This is a genomic window from Rhizobium sp. BK491 (assembly GCF_014194925.1).
Classification (GTDB): Bacteria; Pseudomonadota; Alphaproteobacteria; order Rhizobiales; family Rhizobiaceae; genus Rhizobium.
This window is the reverse complement of sequence record NZ_JACIAR010000002.1, coordinates 605700-623894: the sequence shown is the minus strand read 5'-3', so window position 1 is coordinate 623894 and position 18195 is coordinate 605700. Positions and strand designations below refer to the sequence as shown.

Below are 18195 nucleotides of genomic sequence, written 5' to 3'. Positions count from 1 at the left end.
TCCCCAAAGTGATAATATAGAATCAAGCCGTCACTCCAACTCCTAAAGGTGAACCGACAATTGGCCTTTCTCAGCCGTATAGCAAACGATGTGCAACTCATGTTTCGGCGTCCGCCGCGACAGCAATATGCTGCGCTCTGCTATCGGGTGAAGAAGAAGACAGGTCAATTTGAGATGCTGTTGCTGACCAGCCGCGACACCGGTCGTTGGGTCATCCCCAAGGGATGGCCGATGCCGGGCAAGCTCTCCCACGAGGTCGCCGCCCGTGAGGCCTATGAAGAGGCAGGTGCGCGCGGTGTGGTGGAAACCGAGCCGCTCGGCTCGTTCGGCTACGACAAGCTGCTGAAGGACGGCATTCAGGTGCCGTGCCGGGTGCAGGTCTATGCCCTCGAAGTCAGCGAACTCGTCAAGAACTTCAAGGAAAAGGGCGAGCGCTCCATGGAGTGGGTCTCCTTCGAGGAAGCCGCCGAACGTGTTCGCGAACCGGAGCTGCACGATCTCATTCTTGCCTTCGCCGAGCGGATGACGGCAGCTTCCGCTGCGATCCAGGCGAAATAAGCCACATTCGTCACAAAAAACTGTGCCAGTGTGCCCGGGAGATATTGCGCGCCTCATCGGTCAGCGCAATACGAGAGTTTTGATCCAGGGAATTGAATGCCCGACCGACCGGCCACGCCTGCAAAAAGGACGCTCGACAAGGACCTCGACAAATTCACCTATGTCGAGGACGCGACCTATCACGTCACGAGGCGCCTGGTGGCGCCGGGCATAGGCCTGATCTTTCTCGGCCTCGCCATGGTCTTTGCCGGTATCTACGTGCTCGACCAACCGGGGGCCACACTGATCTTTGCCGCGGTGGCGCTTGCCGGCTACATGGCCATGAACATCGGCGCGAAGGACGTCGCAAACAATGTCGGCGCCGCCGTCGGTGCGCGCGCGATCACCATGACGCAGGCGCTCGTCATGGCGGCGATCTTCGAGATTCTCGGCGCGACGATCGCCGGCGGCCCGGTCATCAACACGATCTCGACCCATATCGTCGACACCAACCGCATCATCAGTGTCGGCAAGCTTGCCTGGCTGATGATGGCGGCACTTCTCGCCGCAGCCCTATGGATCAATTTCGCCACCTGGCTGAAAGCGCCCGTTTCGACCACGCATACGATCGTCGGCGCCGTTGTCGGCGCAGGTGCAGCCGCTGTCGGCCCCGAGCTCGTGAACTGGAACACGCTGGCGGCCATTTCCGCAGGCTGGGTTGTAACGCCCTTTCTCGGCGGTGCCATCGCCGCCGGCATCCTCTATTTCATCGAGACCTGCATCATCTATCGCGACGACAAGATCGCCGCCGCCAGATACTGGATTCCCATCCTGATCGGGCTGATGGCCGGTGCCTTCTCAGGCTATCTCGTGGTCCAGCTCGAACCCAAAGGCGCGATACCCAGTATCCTCAATCTGACGATCGGCCTCGCGGTCGGCATTATTGTCGGGCTCGGGGCGCGACCGCTGGTAACGGCGCAATCGGTCGGGCTCGAAAACAAGAATAGCTCGCTGCGCAAGCTTTTCCGCCTGCCGCTGATCTGTTCGGCAGCCCTGATGTCCTTCGCGCATGGCGCCAACGACGTCGCCAACGCGATCGGGCCACTGGCCGCGATTGTCCGCGATATCGGACTTGGCGGCTCGCTGAATGTCTTCGCTGAAACGACGACCCAAAAGGCTCCCTTCTGGGTGGTCATGATCGGCGGCTGCGGCATCTCCGTCGGCGTTCTGCTTTACGGCCCGCGGCTTATTCGTCTTCTCGGCGAGCAGATCACCAAACTCAATCCGATGCGTGCCTATTGCGTCGCCGTATCCGCGGCCCTCACCGTCATCGTGGCCGCCTGGTTCGGTTTCCCGGTGAGTTCGACCCACATTACCGTTGGCGCAGTCTTTGGCGTCGGCTTCTTTCGCGAGTGGTCAACCGTCCGTTCCAAGCGGCGATTTGACTATATGCGCAAAAAGGCCGAGGCGGCGGGCATACCCTGGAGCGAGCCGGAAGCCACCGATGAGCGCAATCCCGATGAGGTTCATCGCCGCCGGCTCGTGCGCCGCTCGCATTTCATGACCATCATCGCCGCCTGGGCGATCACCGTGCCGGTCGCAGCCCTGCTTGCCGCCGTCGTTTATTGGGTTATGGTCGCGCTCTTCATTTAGAGCGGTTCGGTTCCCACCGGGTCTTCGAACCGCCCTATCTCATTGTTCTAAGCAATTCCGGGAATCATCCATGCGCGCCAATTTCCGCATGCAGCGGCTGTTCGTGACATCAGACATCAAGGCAGGTGCCTCCATCGAGGCGGACCATGACCAGTTCAACTATCTCGCCAATGTGCTGCGCTTGGAGGATGGCGCCGAACTCCTGATCTTCAACGGCCGCGACGGAGAGTGGAAAGTTAGTGTCTCCTTCCCCACCCGCAAGCGCATCCTGCTGACGCCGATCGAGGAGACACGCCCGCAGCCAACCCCGTCCGATCTGCATTATCTCTTCGCGCCGCTGAAGGTTGGGCGCCTCGACTACCTCGTTCAGAAGGCCGTGGAGATGGGTGCCGGCCTGCTGCAGCCGGTCATGACACAGCATGTGCAAGGGAAGATCACCAATCTCGACAAGGTCAGGGCCAACGTCATCGAGGCTGCCGAGCAATGCGGCATTCTTGGCATTCCCGACGTCGCCGAGCCGGTTAAGCTTACCGATCTGCTGGCAAGCTGGCCGCGCGAGCGCCGTATCATCTATTGCGACGAAGGCGATGCCGGACAAAATCCGCTGCCGCTGCTGACCAAAGTGAAGGAGAAACATCTGGCGCTGCTGGTCGGCCCCGAAGGCGGCTTTTCGGAAGAGGAGCGTGCCCTCCTGCGCAGCCTCGATTTCGTCACCGCCATTCCGCTCGGGCCGCGCATCCTGCGTGCAGATACGGCCGCCGTTGCCGCGATGGCGATAATCCAGGCCGCGATCGGCGACTGGAACTGACCCTTTACTCCAAGACGGCAACGATGGTCGCAACGACCAGCAGGATTGCGAGCGAGATGTTGACGATCCGCGAGATCTTCGGATCTCGGAGGAAACGGGATAGCGAAGCACCCACAAGCAGCCAGACCATGTGAATGGCCACGATCATGGCCGTGAGCAGCGCGATCTTGACGGTGGCGTCGAGCAGCCGCCGATCCTGAAACAGGCTGACAGTGGCGAAGACGGCAGCGATCGCCAGATAGGCCTTGGGATTGGCGACGGCGAGCAGGAAACCACCAGAAAAGGCAGGCGCCGCAACGTGATCGTCGCGGCGAGACAGCGGCGGCGCCGTTGCGATCTTGAAGGCAAGGTAGAGGATATAGACGGCGGAAACCACCGTCAGCAGCAATGCGCCGTGGGGCACGGACAGCAGAATCGCAACGACGCCGGCGGCGACGGCCAGCAAGACCGCTACGGTGCCTGCGATGAGACCAGAAACGTAAGCGAGCGACCGCCTGAAACCATAGGCGGCGCCCATCGCTGTCGCGCTGATCGTGGACGGGCCTGGGCTGCCCATGATGACCACCGAAGCAAGCAGCAGTGTCAGTATGGAATAGTAAAGGGCGTTCGGACCGTTCATCAATGTGCTCCGCTTGATGTCAGTGGACGCAAAACTAGCGGCGTGAACAGAGAGGCGTCTTGAACGCTTGTGCAAATATGCTTGTGCCTGCCACTGGCGTGATGCACTAGCGAGACATAAAATCCTATTTTTTTGAACGACCCTTGAAAGAAATTCACTTGCACCGTACGTCAATCCGCGTCAATCACCCTCCAATTGACCTGCGACTGACGCGGGCTCTGCTCCGAGATCTAAGGTAATACCATGGCGCGCGATACCACCGACCAGACTCCGCTCTCCTCGGTCTCGGAAATGACGGCCTATCTGGCCGCCGGCAACAAGCCGAAGGAGAAATTCCGCATTGGCACCGAGCACGAGAAATTCGTGTTTTTCCGCGCCGACAACAGCCCGGTCCCCTATTTCGGCGAAGCCAGCATTTCCGCGCTCCTCACAGGACTGCAGAAGAAGAGCGGCTGGGATCCGATCATGGACGGCGACAACATCATCGGGCTCGGCGAACCCACAGGCATGGGCGCGATCTCGATCGAGCCGGGCGGTCAGTTCGAGCTTTCCGGCGCGCCGCTCGAAACTATCCATCAGACCTGCAAGGAATCCAACAATCATCTGGCGACGGTGCGCGAGATCGCCGAACCGATGGGCATCCGTTTCCTCGGTGTCGGCGGCAGCCCGAAGTGGACCCTTGCCGAAACCCCGCGCATGCCGAAATCGCGCTACGACATCATGACCCGCTACATGCCGAAGGTCGGCACCATGGGTCTCGATATGATGTATCGCACCTGCACCATCCAGGTGAATCTCGACTTTTCCTCGGAAGCGGATATGCGCCGCAAGATGCGCGTGTCGATGAAACTGCAGTCGCTGGCAACGGCGCTCTTTGCCTCCTCTCCCTTCACCGAGGGCAAGCCGAACGGGCTTTCTTCCTGGCGCGGCGAAATCTGGAAAGATACCGACAACCGCCGCGGCGGCCTGCTCGATTTCACGTTCCGCGACGATTTCGGCTTCGAAGACTATGTGAAGTGGGCGCTCGACGTTCCCATGTATTTCGTCGTTCGCGACGGCCGTTATCACGACTGTACGCATGTCACTTTCCGTCAGTTCATGGATGGAGCGCTGAAGGGCGAAATCGCCGATTGGCAACCGACGATGGGCGATTGGACGAACCATCTCTCCACCCTCTTCCCGGATGTTCGCCTCAAGCGCTTCCTCGAAATGCGCGGCGCAGATGGTGGCCCGTGGCGCCGCATCTGTGCGTTGCCGGCCTTCTGGGTCGGCCTGCTCTATGACGATGAGGCGTTAACGGCGGCCGACGAGCTGACCAAGGACTGGAACTTCCAAGAGGTCAACGCACTGCGTGATGTGGTGCCGGCGCAGGGCTTGAAGGCTTCCATCAAGGGCCACGGTCTACTTGATATTGCACGCGAAGTGGTCGGCATTTCGCGCCTAGGCCTGAAGAACCGGAATCGCTTGAATGGCGACGGCCAGGACGAAACCGTCTTCCTTTCGCCGCTCGACGAGGTGCTTGCCAAGAAGGGTACGCTCGCTGACGATCTGCTGATGCTCTACAATGGCCGCTGGAACCAGTCTGTCGAACCGATCTTCGAGGAATATCAATACTGATAGGCGGTTATCTGCCGTCGCGGCCTAGCGAGTTCACGGCAGAAACCGGTATGCGCTCTCTTTTTTCCGCTATACTATCGGAATCAAGCGCCGCCTGATTCCGAAGCGGCCTCATAGCGGGGAAAGGGACTTCGATGCTGCCACTCTTCGACATGATGATGCAGGCACAGAATGGCGCCGCCACGGAGGCCATGGCCAAGCAGTTCAGTCTTGCGCAGGAGCAGGCGGCGAAAGCGATGGCCGCGCTGATGCCTGCCTTTTCCTCCGGCTTCAAGCGCAGCGCCACCGATCCCTATAATTTCATGGGCGTGATGCAGGACATCAGCTCGGGCTCCTATGCTAAATATTTCGAGGACATGACCAAGGCCTTTACGCCCGAGGGCATTGCCGACGGCAATGCGGTGCTCGGACGGTTGTTTGGTTCCAAAGACGTTTCCCGTGCGGTTGCGGCGCAGGCAGCGCAGATGACCGGCATCGGGCAGGAAATCTACAAGCGCATGCTGCCCGCCATGGCCGATACGCTGATGGGCGGCCTCTTCAAGGAAACAAGCGGCCAAATCCCGCAAATGACCAATCCCTTTCTCAACACCGATATGGGCGAAATGATGCAGGGCTGGCTGCAGAGCATCGGCTTTGCGCCCAAACAGCAGCCGACGCCGCAGGCAAGCATCTTCGACAATCCCTTCACCCAGGCGATGGAGCTGATGTTCGGCGCCGATGCCGTCAAGCGCGAGAAGCCGGCGCCGACCAATCCTTTCCTCGACAATCCCTTCGCCAAGGCGTTTCAGGACATGATGAAGAACTTCCCGATGCCATCGGAGCCGCCAAAGGAAGAGCCGAAGGCAAAGCCTGCCGCCGGCATCGACATGGCCGCTTATACCGAGATGTTCAACGCCATGTTCGACAGCGGCCTCGAAGTGCAGAAGAATTATCAAAAGAACATGGAAGCGATCTTCGACAGCTATTTGAAGACCGAGGACAAGCCAGCCCCAGAACAGAAGTGACATTCGGCTGATCGTATTCCGTTCCATTGTTCGCTATTCCGCACGGGCCGTGCGGATTGCGCCCGATTATCACACACTAAGACTGAGCCTATTTCTTATTTCATCTTGAAAAGGAGATAGCATGTCCAGCATCGATCAATCCGGCAGCTTTAGCCTTGGGGACAGCAAGGTCAAACGGCTCGGCTACGGCGCCATGCAGCTAGCAGGCCCCGGAGTATTCGGCCCGCCGAAGGACCATGACACCGCGCTCGCAGTCCTCCGCGAGGCCATCGCCTTGGGCGTCAACCATATCGATACCAGCGACTTCTACGGTCCGCATGTGACCAACCAGCTGATCCGGGAAGCGCTCCATCCCTATCGCGACGATCTCGTCATCGTCACCAAAATCGGCGCGCGGCGCGGCGCTGATGCCTCCTGGCTGCCGGCCTTTTCCGCCGATGAGCTGAAGCAGGCGGTGCACGACAATCTGCGCAATCTGCAGCTCGACGTGCTCGATGTCGTCAACCTTCGCGTCATGATCAATCCACATCACCCGACCGAGGGTTCGATCGAGGCACCGCTGACCGCCCTTGCGGAGTTCAAGCGGCAGGGTCTGGTGCGTCACATCGGGCTTAGCAACGTCACGCGCAACCAGATCGCCGAGGGGCGCAAGATCACCGAGATCGTCTGCGTGCAGAACCTCTACAATCTGGCGCAGCGCACGGATGATGCACTGGTCGATGAACTGGAACGCGACGGCATCGCCTATGTGCCCTTCTTCCCGCTCGGTGGGTTCACACCGCTGCAATCATCGGCGCTTTCCGATGTGGCCGCGCGCCTGAACGCCACGCCAATGCAGGTGGCGCTTGCCTGGCTGCTGCAGCGCGCGCCGAATATCCTGCTCATCCCAGGCACCTCGTCGCTTGCTCACCTCAGGCAGAATATCGCGGCCGCCGAGCTGAAGCTTCCGGAAGATGCGATCGCCGAACTCGATCGCATCGCCGGTGCCGACCACGCTTGACGCACCTCTCACCGATCCGAGAAGGCTCGGGCAGAGAGCTCGAGCCGTCTCTCTATGCCGATATTGTTGAGAAACACCTCGTCGTGGCTGACAACCAGAAGCGCGCCGTCATAGGCCCGCAGCCCGGCTTCAACCGCGGCGATGGAGTCGATATCCAGATGATTGGTCGGTTCATCGAGGATCAGCAACGAAGGCGCCATCGCGCCGCCAAGTACACAAGCAAGTCCGGCCCGCAGAAGCTGGCCGCCGCTCAGGCTGGAGACAATCTGCAGCGCGGCATCAGCCCGAAACATGAAGCGCGCCAGGGCGGCTCGGCAGGCATTTTCGTCCGCATCCGGGTTGATCCGCCGGAAATTATCGCGAATCGAAAGGGATGGATCAAGCAGGCTCACTCGCTGATCTAGCAGGGCGGAATGGACGACCCGCACCGTGCCGCTACCGGGTTTTAGCGCGCCGGAGACCAATGCCAGCAGTGTCGTTTTGCCTGAGCCGTTCGGCCCGGTGACGGCAACACGCTCCGGCCCCGTCATGATGAAATTGAAGTCGCGCAGGATCGGCCGTTCTGGCTCGTAGCCAGCGGTGACGCCTTCCATCCTGAGGACGATCCTGTTTGCCGGCAATCCCGATGTCGGCAGCTTGACGGCCAGGGGCTGCAGGATCTCGATCTTTTCGCGGGCGGCGGCGGCATCCTGCAGGGCTTGGGAGCGGCGGCGTTCGGCAAGCCGCGTCTTTTCTGCGCTCGTCATTTCGGCCCGCTCCTTCAAACCGCCGAGCATGATGCGCGGAATACCGCCCTTTGCCGCCATCTTTCGGCCGGCTTTGTCCCGCCTCGCTTGCCGCTCGACGGCTGCCTGGGCGCTTCTCTCCACTTCGGCGATACGCTTCTCCGCCTCGGCGAAATCATGCTCGGCGGCGGAAAGCTCCAGCGCCTTACGTTCGCGATATTGGCTCCAGTTGCCGCCATAGCGTGAGGCGCCGAGCGATGTCAGTTCGACGATCGCATCCATGGTATCGAGCAGCTCACGGTCATGGCTGATGACAATGGCGCCTGCCCTCCAGCCCGCAAGCAGATGGATGACAGCGGCGCGACCGTCACGATCGAGATTGTTGGTGGGTTCGTCGAGAATGAGGAAATCCGGATCGTCGACGATAAGGGCAGCCAGGCCGCAGCGCGTGCGCTGTCCGCCGGACAGGGCCACGAGAGGCGTTTCCGGAGTGACGTCAAGCCCGACACGATCAAGGGCTGCGGCGATGCGCGCCTCGAGCGTCCAGTCGGCCAAGACGAGTTCGTCATTGGTCGCCTCGCCGGCTTCCGCCCGTTTCAACACGGCAAGGGCTTTGCTTGCGCCAAAAAGATCGGCAACGGTTTCGTCCGCCTCCACCTGCACGCTCTGGCGCAGGATTCCCAATCGGCCGTTGAACGAGATGCTGCCGGATTGCGGCTGCAGCTCGCCGGAGATGAGCTTGATCAGCGTCGTTTTGCCGACGCCGTTGCGGCCGACAAGGCCGGTGCGCTCGGCGCCGAAGCTCAGATCGAGATTGGAAAGAAGCGGCCGGCCGTCAGGCGTGGACCACGAAAGATTGGATAGAACGATGGATATGGGCATGAGCATGAATGTCCTCGATGGCAAGGCTGAACGGCATTGCGGTCGAGGTGAAATCCATTGCTGCACACATCCTGTTGGTATCAACGATGCTCATAAACTAGGCGAGCGGCATCTTCAGTTCAAGTCCTGCGAGTAAAGATGCAGGCATTTCACGCATTGGCATCGATGGCGCCAAGGAAGTCTATGACACGCTTCCAGGTGAGATCGGCAGCCCTGGCGTTATAATCGGGTAGGCTGGCATCGGTATAGAGATGGCCGCCGCCCGGATATCGAAAAATCTCTGCAGCGGTTCCGGAGCGCTCGACGGCCTGCCGCCAGGCGGCAACGTCTTCCTCTGGTTCGAACGGGTCCGGTTCGGCCAGATGCAGCTGCAAGGGCAGACCCTTGCGCGCGTTCTCGGCGATCGGGGCGACGCCATGCAGCAAAAGGATGCCGGCCGTCTTTTCCCGCTTGGGCCAGAGGCTGGAGATAACGCCAGCCCCCATTGAAAAGCCGGCCAATACGGTCGAGGCCGGCAGCCCGGCCAACGCCCATTCGGCGCGCTCGCAGATCGTTTCCCAGCCGATCTCGTCCTTGAATTCGAACCCTTCTTCGATCGATCGGGCGATCAGCCCATCATAGAGATCCGGCGCGAAGGCCTTGTGCCCGGCCGCCTGCACACGCTCGACCGCCTCATGCTCGAGCGACCGCAGACCATAGACGGAGTGGAAGAAGATCACCGTTGCCATCATCGCTTCCCTGCTGTTCGGATCAGGTCGTTAGATAAGACAGTTGCTGTAGGAGGCAACTTGCCCGCGCGTGATCCATGACGAAAACCCGGTCTTCAGAAAGAAAAAACCCGGTGTTGGCCCTTGGGCCGAACACCGGGAAAGAGGCAGGGCTTATTGGCTATCACCCTGCGGGGAAACTATCGTCCACCATCAGCCTCTAAAGCTGCTGAAGGCGGAGAGGCGCGCGCAGCGACGCGCGGAATTGGTGAGATGGCCGGACGGATCCCCGAAGAAGGTCGAGGTGGTCAGCGCGGCGTTCAAATCCTGCCTGGCGAGGCCGATGTCGCTCAACTGAGTGTCGTTCAACTCATTCAGATATTCGATTTCCTTACGATTTCGGATTGCGCGCCAGATCGATGCGACATTGCTCAAAGCAAGCCCCACGCGTGCCGTCAGCGACAGCGATGGCGTTGCTAGGCCGAGGTCAAGGGTCCGATCTGTCGTGCGCATTTCCGTGTTCCTTTCTTTGGGCACACGCGAGCCAAGCCCCTTTCCGATGATCCGGAAAAGGGGCGTAGGCCGGGAGGAATTCGACAGGTGTTTCTGTTCGATTGGTATGCTGAATTGCATTCAGAAGATGCCAAAGCCCTATTGATCAGTCCAACGAATGTTTCTAATGATAACTATCAAACTCCTTTATAGGTGAACCCATGTCCGCGCCGCTTGATATCGATCAGTTGCAGACCTTCATCGCAATCGTGGATTCCGGAAGCTTCACCAAGGCAGCCGACCGCGTGTTCAAGACGCAATCGGCCGTCTCCATGCAGATGCGGCGGCTGGAAGAGCGCGTCGGCAAGCAACTCTTTATCAAGGATGGCCGCGGCAATCGCCTGACGGCGGAAGGCGACAAGCTGCTGAACTATGCGCGCCGCATCATTCGCCTGAACAACGAGGCGATGGCGGCTTTCGACGACAATCGGCTCGAGGGCACGCTGCGCATCGGCACGCCGGACGATTATGCCGACCGCTACATGCCCGAAATCATAGGCCGTTTTGCCAAGACGCACCCGAATGTCGAGCTCTACATCGTCTGCGAACCCTCGGTCGATCTCGCCGAGCGCATGCATCGCGGCGAGCTCGATATAGCGCTCGTCACCCACAATCCGCGTGAACGCATGTCGGATGTCGTGCGAACGGAACCACTTTGCTGGGTCGGCTCGGCCAATCATCCGCTGCGCGACGATGCGCCCATTCCGCTCGCCGTCGGGCGGCGCGACTGTCAGTGGCGCCAGCTTGCCTGCTCGGCGCTCGACGCCGGCGGCCGCGACTATCAGATCCTGTTCACCAGCTGGTCCTGCACCGTCGTTGCCGCGGCCGTGCTCGCCGGCATGGCGGTTTCGGTCATGCCGGAATCGGCGCTCAGGACCGGCATGAAGGTGCTGACCCAGGCCGATGGCTTCCCACCGCTGCCGCCGGTGCAGATCGGCATCATGAAACGGGCCGGCCTGTCGGTATCGCTGATGAACGCCATCACCGCGCATATCTCGGCCTGCCTGGACAACATCACGCCGGCCGCGGTGGATGACGATCTCGATGGCGAGGTGAAAACCTATACGCGCTTCTATCCCCGACTGCGCGCCGGGCACATTCTGCCGGGCTGGTGAGCCCGAGAAAACACCAGCCAATCGCCTTCGGGAATCGTTACTGCGCCGGCTCTGCCAGCAAGGTAACGCGGATCACCTGCTTCAATTCATACAGCATACGTAGCGCCATCTCGTCCTCGCTTACGATGGCGAAGCGGATGGATGCGCCGATCAGATGGCTGAACAGCTGCGTGCGTGCCTCAAGGTCGATGCGACTTTCCGCAGGCAGGAAAGGCCGGATGCTCTCCAGAAAAATTTCGGCGACACGATTGCTGTGCTGTATGTTGAGCTGGAGGATATCCCTGTCGATATCCGTGCCGAGCCAGACGCCGATATAGGCGGGATCGCTGCGGAACTCGCGATAATACCAGTCGATCATGCTGCAGACGAGCTCGATGGCATGATCGAGCGATGCCACGAAAGCAAAAGCCTCTCCGACCTTTTGCCGGATTCGGCTGGAATGGCGTTCGAGCAAGGCACGGACGATCGCCGCCTTGTCCGGGAAATACTGATAGACGGAGCCGATCGGGATTGCGGCAACCGTAGCCAGTTCGGTCATCTTCGTCGCGCTCACCCCCTTCTCGGCGATCAGCGCGGCCGCAACCGACAGGATGACATCGACACGCTGGATGCTGCGCTCCTGCTGCGGCCTCTTTCGAAAGTTTATACGGTCGGGATTATCCGGATTCATTCTCTTCCCGTTTCATTCTCGCACTGAACGACGCTCAAGCGCGGCCGACGCTATGACACCTGAGGGGTTCAATGCGCGTAAACGGGAAAAGTCCAATTTTAATCATCACTTAGGAGTCAGAATGAACTCCGGAATCGGGGCCAAGACATGGTTTCGGCCCCGGTAATCGGTGAGCCCGCATGCTCAATCCGCGTCGTTCTAGGACAGGTACTTCCTCAGGAAATCGACGGTTCTGCCCCAGGCCAGGTCAGCAGCTTTCTTGTCGTATCGGGCTGCTGAGGTATCGTTGTTGAAGGCATGATTGACGCCTTCATAGACGAAAATCTCGAAGGTCTTGCCGGCTGACTGCAGCTCCTTGCGATAGGCCTCGATGCCGGCGTTGATGCGATCGTCCAACCCGGCATAGTGCAACAAGAGGGCAGCCTTGATGTCAGGCACGTCGTCCGCCGGCGGCTGCGCGCCATAATAGGCAACGCCCGCCTTCAGCTCCGGCGAGATGGTCGCGAAACGGTTGACGAGGCCGCCGCCCCAGCAGAAGCCGACGGCGCCGACCTTGCCGTTGGCGCCATCCGTCTTGGCGAGATAGGTCAGGCTCGCCTCGGCGTTAGCGGCCGTCAATGCCGGATCGAGATTGGTGAACATGTCGCGCGCCTTGTCCTCGTCCTCGGGCGTGCCGCCGAGCGGGGAGAGGAAATCGGGCGCCAGCACCACGAAGCCTTCCAGCGCCATGCGGCGGGCGACATCGCGGATATGCGGATTGAGGCCGCGATTCTCGTGGATGACGATGACGCCGCCGAGCTTGCTGGCTGCATCTTTCGGGCGGACGAGATAGCCCTTCATCTCGCCTTTGCTGCCGGCGAACGTGACATCCTTTGCGTCCAGCCTGCTGTCATCGGCGGCAATGATCTCGGCGCTGGCCTTGTTGGCGGCGAGCAGCGGCGCGATGGCAGCGGCGGCGCCTGCCGAGCCTGCAAGCTTGGTCAGCTTTTCCATAAAGCCCCGACGATCGAGCGTCAGATGCGTGTATTCGTCATAGGCGTTGATCATCGCCTGCGTCACGACCGGCTTTTCCGTGCTCATGATCCTGTTCTCCCTATTTCCCCGGCGGCAGGCAACAAGCAGCCCACCATTCGCTGACAAGATAGGTCAGCGGGTCTCGGCGCAATGGTAAAGGAAAAACACAAACGCGTTACCGCAGGTTGCGGCTTGCGGCAATGCGGGCAGCCTCAGGAGAAGGCGAGCCAGATACCAAGCCAGCCCCACATGCAGACCAGGGCTGCGAAGCCGAGCGTAAAGAGCGGGCTGCGATAGCGCAGATCGTTGCTGGTCACATGCACGAAGGCATGCGCGTAGCGCGTGGCGACGAAGATCCAGGCAAGGATTACGGCCGGCAGATTATCCGCTTGAGCGGTATAGAGGACGATACAGCCGACATGGAAAAGCAAGGGAAGCTCGAACTGATTGGCGAGGCTGTTTCGCACCACCAGGCTTTCCGCCGGTTCGTCGGCTGTATGGTTTTCGCGGAATTGCGCTGGCTGGATGCGGCCGGCCTTCACCAGCACGCGGCGGCGCCATCCGAGGAGCGCATAAAGGACGAAGACCAGTACCGCATGCGCCATCATGGGCCAGAACATTTCAAAGCCAGTCACGCCGCCAACTCCTTTGGAACTTCCGAAAACTGAACCACTGTATAGCTTTGTCCTTAAATCGGAATCGACTTAAGGACAAAGCTATACAGTAGATCTAAAATGCTATAGCGACCTTTGCGCGTCACGTATGACGCGCGGCGCTATAGTCGATCAGGACGGTTTAGAGCCGTCCGGCGAGAGGTAGCGAAAAATCGCAAAACGGGCCAGTAGAATCACCGTCACCACAAGCGTCAGGAATTTCAGCCTGACGATGATGGGCAGTAGGCCCGCCAGCAGCGATACCATGGCATCGGAGGGCGTTGCCGGCGGATAGAGCATCAGGCCGGCAATATTCTCGGCATAATCGACAAGCGCGTAGAAGATCGGCAGGCAGAAGATGACTGCGGTCGCGCCAGGTGGAATCGGCCGGCCGAAGAAAAAGCCGCCGGGGCCGACGAGCCGCATCAGGCAGAACAACAATCCGCCCAGCACCAGCGGGAAGATCAGCTCAGGCCCGAGATACATCGAATGCAGGATCGCGGCCGGATCGGGGTGATCCTTGAGATAGCGCAGCATGGCGATGACGTCTTCGCGCTCATAGCCGCCGATGCGTGCATCGAGCATCTGCTGGCCGGCTGCGGCATTGCTAAAGGTGCGCATGAAACCGGCATAAATCCAGGCGAACAGTGCCAGCGAAAGCGCTGCGAGGATCGCCGTCAGGCCCTCGAGGGACCTGACGTTGCCAGAAGCGCGATCAGCCATCAATCAGCCGCCTGCACCCGGATAGTTCGGGCTTTCGCGGGTGATCGTGACATCGTGGGCGTGGCTTTCGCGCAGGCCCGCGCCGGAGATGCGCACGAAGGTGGCGCGCTCCTGGAAATCCCTGAGATCGGCGCCGCCGACATAGCCCATGGCTGCCTTGAGGCCGCCTGCGAGCTGATGCAGCACGCCGGAGACAGGCCCCTTGTAGGGAACCTGGCCTTCGATGCCTTCCGGCACAAGCTTCAGCGTGTCGCGGACCTCGGCCTGGAAGTAGCGATCCGCCGAACCGCGCGCCATGGCGCCGACAGAGCCCATGCCGCGATAGGCCTTGAAGGAGCGACCCTGGTAGAGATAGACCTCGCCCGGGCTTTCATCCGTGCCGGCCAGCAGCGAACCGATCATGGCGGCGGATGCGCCGGCGGCGATCGCCTTTGCCAGGTCACCGGAGAACTTGATACCGCCATCGGCGATAATCGGGATGTTCTGATCCTGCGCTGCCTGCACAGCCGACATGATGGCGGCCAGCTGCGGAACGCCGACGCCGGCGACGATACGGGTCGTGCAGATGGAGCCGGGGCCGATACCGACCTTGACGGCGTCCGCGCCTGCATCGATCAGCGCGCGCGTGCCATCATAGGTAGCGACGTTGCCGGCCATGATGCGGACGGAGTTGGACAGCTTCTTGACGCGGGTGACGGCATCGAGAACGCGCTGCGAGTGACCGTGGGCGGTATCGACGACCAGAAGGTCGACGCCGGCGTCAATCAGGCGCTCGGCGCGCTCATAACCATCGTCGCCGACGCTGATGGCGGCTGCGGCACGAAGGCGGCCCTGGGCGTCCTTCGAAGCATGCGGGTTCAGCTGCGACTTCTCGATATCCTTGACGGTGATCAGGCCGACGAGACGGCTGTCGCCATCGACGACAAGTAGCTTTTCGATGCGGTGCGTGTGCAGCAGGCGCTTGGCTTCATGCTGCTGAACACCGTCCTTGACCGTCACGAGATTCTCGCGGGTCATCAGCTCGTAGATCTTCTGCTGGGGATCGGAGGCGAAGCGGACGTCGCGGTTGGTAAGGATACCGACGAGGCGATGCGACTTTTCGACGACCGGAATGCCGGAAATGCCATGCGCCTTCATCAGGCTGAGCGCTTCGGCGAGCGTTGCGTCCGGACCGATGGTGACCGGATTGACGACCATGCCGCTTTCGAACTTCTTGACCTGGCGGACCTCTTCGGCCTGCTGCACCGGTGTCAGATTGCGGTGGATAACACCCATGCCGCCGGCCTGAGCCATGGCGATCGCAAGGCGGCTTTCCGTGACCGTATCCATGGCGGCGGAAAGGATCGGCAGGTTGAGCTCGATGTCCTGGGCGATGCGGGTGGCAATATTCGTCTGGCCCGGCATGACCTCGGAGTGTCCCGGCTGCAGGAGCACGTCGTCGAATGTCAGAGCATCCAATCCGGTTGACGTTTCAATGATGCGTGCCATGGCCAATTCCTTCGTCTGTGAAAAACAGGAAAGCCCGGAACGAATCGTCTACCGGGCGATCTTGCAAGTGTTGCTTGGAAGTTGGCGAGGGCTGGTAACACGTCTATGACAGGAAGGGAATAGCAAAAAGCGATGGGCAGCTATGCTAAGCCGCGACTTCAATGCGGGATCCGGCTGCAGTGTTCAGGGATTTCCATGCGGGGGTTGTTAAACACATGCGAAAGCCCTCGTAATCGTCGGCCGCTTTCGGCAAGAGCAGCAATTGCGAGCGGTCTATTCCGGAAGAGTGCGCCATGACATAAGGTATCACGGTCGATTGGACGCAGGAATCCTGATGCCTGCTTGTAACCTAAAGAAATGATCTTTCAATGCTCAAAAGCCCGGTTACATGCGAAGTTCGCTACCGCATCGATCACCACAGAATTTCGGAATTCGAAGCTTACAGTCGGATTTGGATTGAGCTCATCGAACGCCATGGCGGAACACATCACGGCTATTTCCTACCCCGGGACAAGCCCGCAGAGGCCGGAGTGAGCTTTCCGGGCATGGGTGAAGAAGGCCCCGGCGGTATAGCGGTCGCACTATTCACATTTCCAGATGAGATAACCTACCTGCAATACCGCGAGCGTGTTGCAGCCGATCCGGACGGAATTGCCGCAAACGAACGCTTCGGTAAGAACCCGCCATTCATCAGCTACGAGCGAACTTTTTTGCGGCCGATGCTACGGGCAACGACTTAGACAGAGGTGGCACTCATGAGTTTCTGGATAGCAAGTGTCGCTGGATTGGCGATCGCTTATCTCGTAGGCTCCATTCCCACGGGCTATCTGGCGGGAAAACTGCTCAAGGGCATCGATCTTCGGGAACACGGTTCCAAGTCCACCGGAGCAACAAATGTATTGCGTACGCTCGGGAAGTGGCCTGCTCTTGCGGTGCTTGTGATCGATGTACTGAAGGGTGCTGGAGCGATCATCTTTGCCCGTTGGTTCTATCCTTGGCTCTGCACGCTGCCAACTGCCTCGTTGTCCACGGCACTTGATCCACGCAATCAACAAGCCTGGATGCCCTCGGCGGTTTGCTTGGCCGGGCTAGCCGTGCTGCTCGGGCATAGCCGCCCCATTTGGCTGAATTTTCGGGGCGGTAAGTCCGTCGCGACCGGATTAGGCTTGCTGCTGGCGATAGCTTGGCCGGTAGGCTTGGGCGCGGTAACGGTTTTTGGCGTCGTCCTGGCTATATTTCGGATTGTTTCCTTGGGTTCGATCCTGGCAGCACTGACCGCGATTGCCCTTGCCTGCGGCCTGGAGCAGCCATTGCCCTATCGGCTGCTGGTGATTGCTGGCAGCCTTTACGTGATTGTGCGCCATCGTACGAACATTCAGCGTCTGCTGGCAGGAACGGAACCTCGTCTCGGGCGAAGTGCCGTGGTCCCGAATTGAAACGGGATCGCACATTCGGCATATGCGATCCCATGCTGCCTCGATTGGCTCAAACATCGAACTGGTAGCTTTTCGGAATGTAGCGGAAGCCTTCCGGTTGTTTCTCGACGAAGCCGACAGCGGGGAAAGGCATGTGGAAGCCGAGGAAGGGGATGCGGTCGGCGGCGATCATGTCGAAGATACGGCGGCGGGTTTTCGCGGCCTGCGCCTTGTCCACATCGAAGCGGACCTCCCAATCCGGGCGGCCGAGCGACAGGACATAATGGTTGGCGGTGTCGCCGGTCATAACAAGCTGCCTACCACCGGATTCCAGGTGGAAAACGAGATGGCCGGGGGTGTGGCCCGGCGCCAGCATGGCGGTCATGCCGCTGACGATCTGGTCGCCATCCCTGAGGAAGGCCATCTTCTCGGCGAAGGGCACGACATTGGCGAGCACAGCCTTGTGGCCGCCTTCCGACGGCGTTCCCTCACGCGCCTTATCGGTCCAGAACCCATACTCGATCTCGCCGGTAACGTAGCGAGCGTTCGGAAAGGCCGGGCCGCCCTCCTCCATCAGTCCGTTGATATGATCGCCATGCAGATGCGTGAGCGCGACGACGGTGACCTGCTCGGGCGTGTAGCCGACGGCCTTCAGCCCCTCGCGAAAACGGCCGAGGCCACGCGCGCGTCCGGGTGCACCAAAGCCGGTATCGACGACGATCACATCGGAACCGGTATCGATGATGGCGGGCGCATAGCTGTTCACGAGCTTTTCCGTCGGCAGGAAATTCTGCTCCAGCAATTTGCGAACCGTATCGGGGGCCTGGTTCGAGCCAAAGGTCTCCCAGGGATTATCCATGATGCTGGCGCCGTCCTTGACGACGGTTACGGTGCAGGATCCTAATTTGAACTGATGCGTATCCGGGGGCAGGACGGCAGTCATGAACTTACTCCTTGTGCTGATGCGCAACGTAAGCTGCGCCTATCGGCGTCGTCGGCAGCAACGGCCCTGG

General features: G+C 60.2%; 19 protein-coding genes. 9 read left to right on the top strand and 10 right to left on the bottom strand.

The genetic code is table 11. From position 1 onward, the window contains the following. The first annotated feature begins 60 nt into the window (after positions 1 to 60). From FHX05_RS10895 to FHX05_RS10885, 3 genes are all read left to right on the top strand, one after another. The gene (locus tag FHX05_RS10895) at positions 61 to 558 is read left to right on the top strand and encodes an NUDIX hydrolase (RefSeq protein WP_183871604.1); all 498 of its coding nucleotides are present in this window, start codon (positions 61 to 63) and stop codon (positions 556 to 558) included. A 96-nt stretch (positions 559 to 654) separates the two neighbouring features. Further along, the gene (locus tag FHX05_RS10890; RefSeq protein ID WP_183871602.1) at positions 655 to 2190 is read left to right on the top strand and encodes an inorganic phosphate transporter; all 1536 of its coding nucleotides are present in this window, start codon (positions 655 to 657) and stop codon (positions 2188 to 2190) included. Positions 2191 to 2260: 70 nt separating this feature from the next. Further along, the gene (locus FHX05_RS10885) at positions 2261 to 2998 is read left to right on the top strand and encodes a 16S rRNA (uracil(1498)-N(3))-methyltransferase (RefSeq protein WP_183871600.1); all 738 of its coding nucleotides are present in this window, start codon (positions 2261 to 2263) and stop codon (positions 2996 to 2998) included. A gap of 4 nt (positions 2999 to 3002) precedes the next feature. Here FHX05_RS10885 and FHX05_RS10880 read toward each other — a convergent pair whose 3' ends face one another. Then, a complete protein-coding gene (locus FHX05_RS10880) occupies positions 3003 to 3617 on the bottom strand; it encodes a LysE family translocator (RefSeq protein WP_183871598.1) in 615 nt (204 codons plus the stop codon). 243 nt (positions 3618 to 3860) lie between these two features. Between FHX05_RS10880 and FHX05_RS10875 the strand changes: the two genes are divergently transcribed. The 3 genes from FHX05_RS10875 to FHX05_RS10865 all read left to right on the top strand — a co-directional run bounded on the left by FHX05_RS10875 (position 3861) and on the right by FHX05_RS10865 (position 7238). Continuing rightward, entirely contained in the window at positions 3861 to 5234 is a 1374-nt protein-coding gene (locus FHX05_RS10875) for a glutamate--cysteine ligase (protein WP_183871597.1), read from the top strand. A gap of 134 nt (positions 5235 to 5368) precedes the next feature. Further along, a complete protein-coding gene (locus FHX05_RS10870) occupies positions 5369 to 6238 on the top strand; it encodes a DUF937 domain-containing protein (protein WP_183871595.1) in 870 nt (289 codons plus the stop codon). Positions 6239 to 6359: 121 nt separating this feature from the next. After that, complete coding sequence (locus FHX05_RS10865; RefSeq protein WP_183871593.1) at positions 6360 to 7238, top strand: aldo/keto reductase family oxidoreductase; 879 nt, start codon at positions 6360 to 6362, stop codon at positions 7236 to 7238. 8 nt (positions 7239 to 7246) lie between these two features. On the opposite strand, the gene FHX05_RS10860 is transcribed toward FHX05_RS10865, so the two are convergent. The 3 genes from FHX05_RS10860 to FHX05_RS10850 form a co-directional block, all read right to left on the bottom strand. Next, entirely contained in the window at positions 7247 to 8845 is a 1599-nt protein-coding gene (locus FHX05_RS10860) for an ABC-F family ATP-binding cassette domain-containing protein (RefSeq protein ID WP_183871591.1), read from the bottom strand. Positions 8846 to 8994: 149 nt separating this feature from the next. After that, positions 8995 to 9573 carry a dienelactone hydrolase family protein gene (locus FHX05_RS10855; RefSeq protein ID WP_183871589.1) on the bottom strand — a complete coding sequence of 193 codons (579 nt, stop codon included), beginning with the start codon at positions 9571 to 9573 and terminating at the stop codon, positions 8995 to 8997. A 192-nt stretch (positions 9574 to 9765) separates the two neighbouring features. Next, entirely contained in the window at positions 9766 to 10065 is a 300-nt protein-coding gene (locus tag FHX05_RS10850) for a DUF1127 domain-containing protein (RefSeq protein WP_183871587.1), read from the bottom strand. Positions 10066 to 10265: 200 nt separating this feature from the next. On the opposite strand from FHX05_RS10850, the gene FHX05_RS10845 reads away from it, so the two are divergent. Next, complete coding sequence (locus tag FHX05_RS10845; RefSeq protein WP_015338895.1) at positions 10266 to 11219, top strand: LysR substrate-binding domain-containing protein; 954 nt, start codon at positions 10266 to 10268, stop codon at positions 11217 to 11219. A 37-nt stretch (positions 11220 to 11256) separates the two neighbouring features. Here the strand turns inward: FHX05_RS10845 and FHX05_RS10840 are convergent, their stop codons facing one another. The 5 genes from FHX05_RS10840 to guaB form a co-directional block, all read right to left on the bottom strand. Beyond that, a complete protein-coding gene (locus tag FHX05_RS10840) occupies positions 11257 to 11889 on the bottom strand; it encodes a TetR/AcrR family transcriptional regulator (RefSeq protein WP_183871585.1) in 633 nt (210 codons plus the stop codon). Between the two features lie 198 nt (positions 11890 to 12087). Continuing rightward, a complete protein-coding gene (locus FHX05_RS10835) occupies positions 12088 to 12969 on the bottom strand; it encodes a dienelactone hydrolase family protein (RefSeq protein WP_183871583.1) in 882 nt (293 codons plus the stop codon). Positions 12970 to 13115: 146 nt separating this feature from the next. Beyond that, complete coding sequence (locus FHX05_RS10830; RefSeq protein WP_183871581.1) at positions 13116 to 13538, bottom strand: MAPEG family protein; 423 nt, start codon at positions 13536 to 13538, stop codon at positions 13116 to 13118. 150 nt (positions 13539 to 13688) lie between these two features. Next, on the bottom strand, positions 13689 to 14279 hold the full coding sequence (locus FHX05_RS10825) for a hypothetical protein (protein WP_183871579.1): 591 nt from the start codon (positions 14277 to 14279) through the stop codon (positions 13689 to 13691). A gap of 3 nt (positions 14280 to 14282) precedes the next feature. Further along, positions 14283 to 15767, bottom strand: coding sequence for an IMP dehydrogenase (gene guaB, locus FHX05_RS10820; RefSeq protein ID WP_183871577.1), 1485 nt, complete (start codon positions 15765 to 15767; stop codon positions 14283 to 14285). A 368-nt stretch (positions 15768 to 16135) separates the two neighbouring features. On the opposite strand from guaB, the gene FHX05_RS10815 reads away from it, so the two are divergent. Both FHX05_RS10815 and plsY read left to right on the top strand, forming a co-directional pair. After that, positions 16136 to 16507 carry an NIPSNAP family protein gene (locus tag FHX05_RS10815; protein ID WP_183871575.1) on the top strand — a complete coding sequence of 124 codons (372 nt, stop codon included), beginning with the start codon at positions 16136 to 16138 and terminating at the stop codon, positions 16505 to 16507. Between the two features lie 15 nt (positions 16508 to 16522). Then, positions 16523 to 17203: a glycerol-3-phosphate 1-O-acyltransferase PlsY gene (gene plsY / locus FHX05_RS10810; RefSeq protein ID WP_112608243.1), complete on the top strand. Its 681-nt coding sequence runs from the start codon at positions 16523 to 16525 to the stop codon at positions 17201 to 17203. Positions 17204 to 17252: 49 nt separating this feature from the next. Here the strand turns inward: plsY and FHX05_RS10805 are convergent, their stop codons facing one another. Beyond that, a complete protein-coding gene (locus FHX05_RS10805; protein ID WP_183871572.1) occupies positions 17253 to 18125 on the bottom strand; it encodes an MBL fold metallo-hydrolase in 873 nt (290 codons plus the stop codon). Positions 18126 to 18195 lie beyond the last annotated feature (70 nt).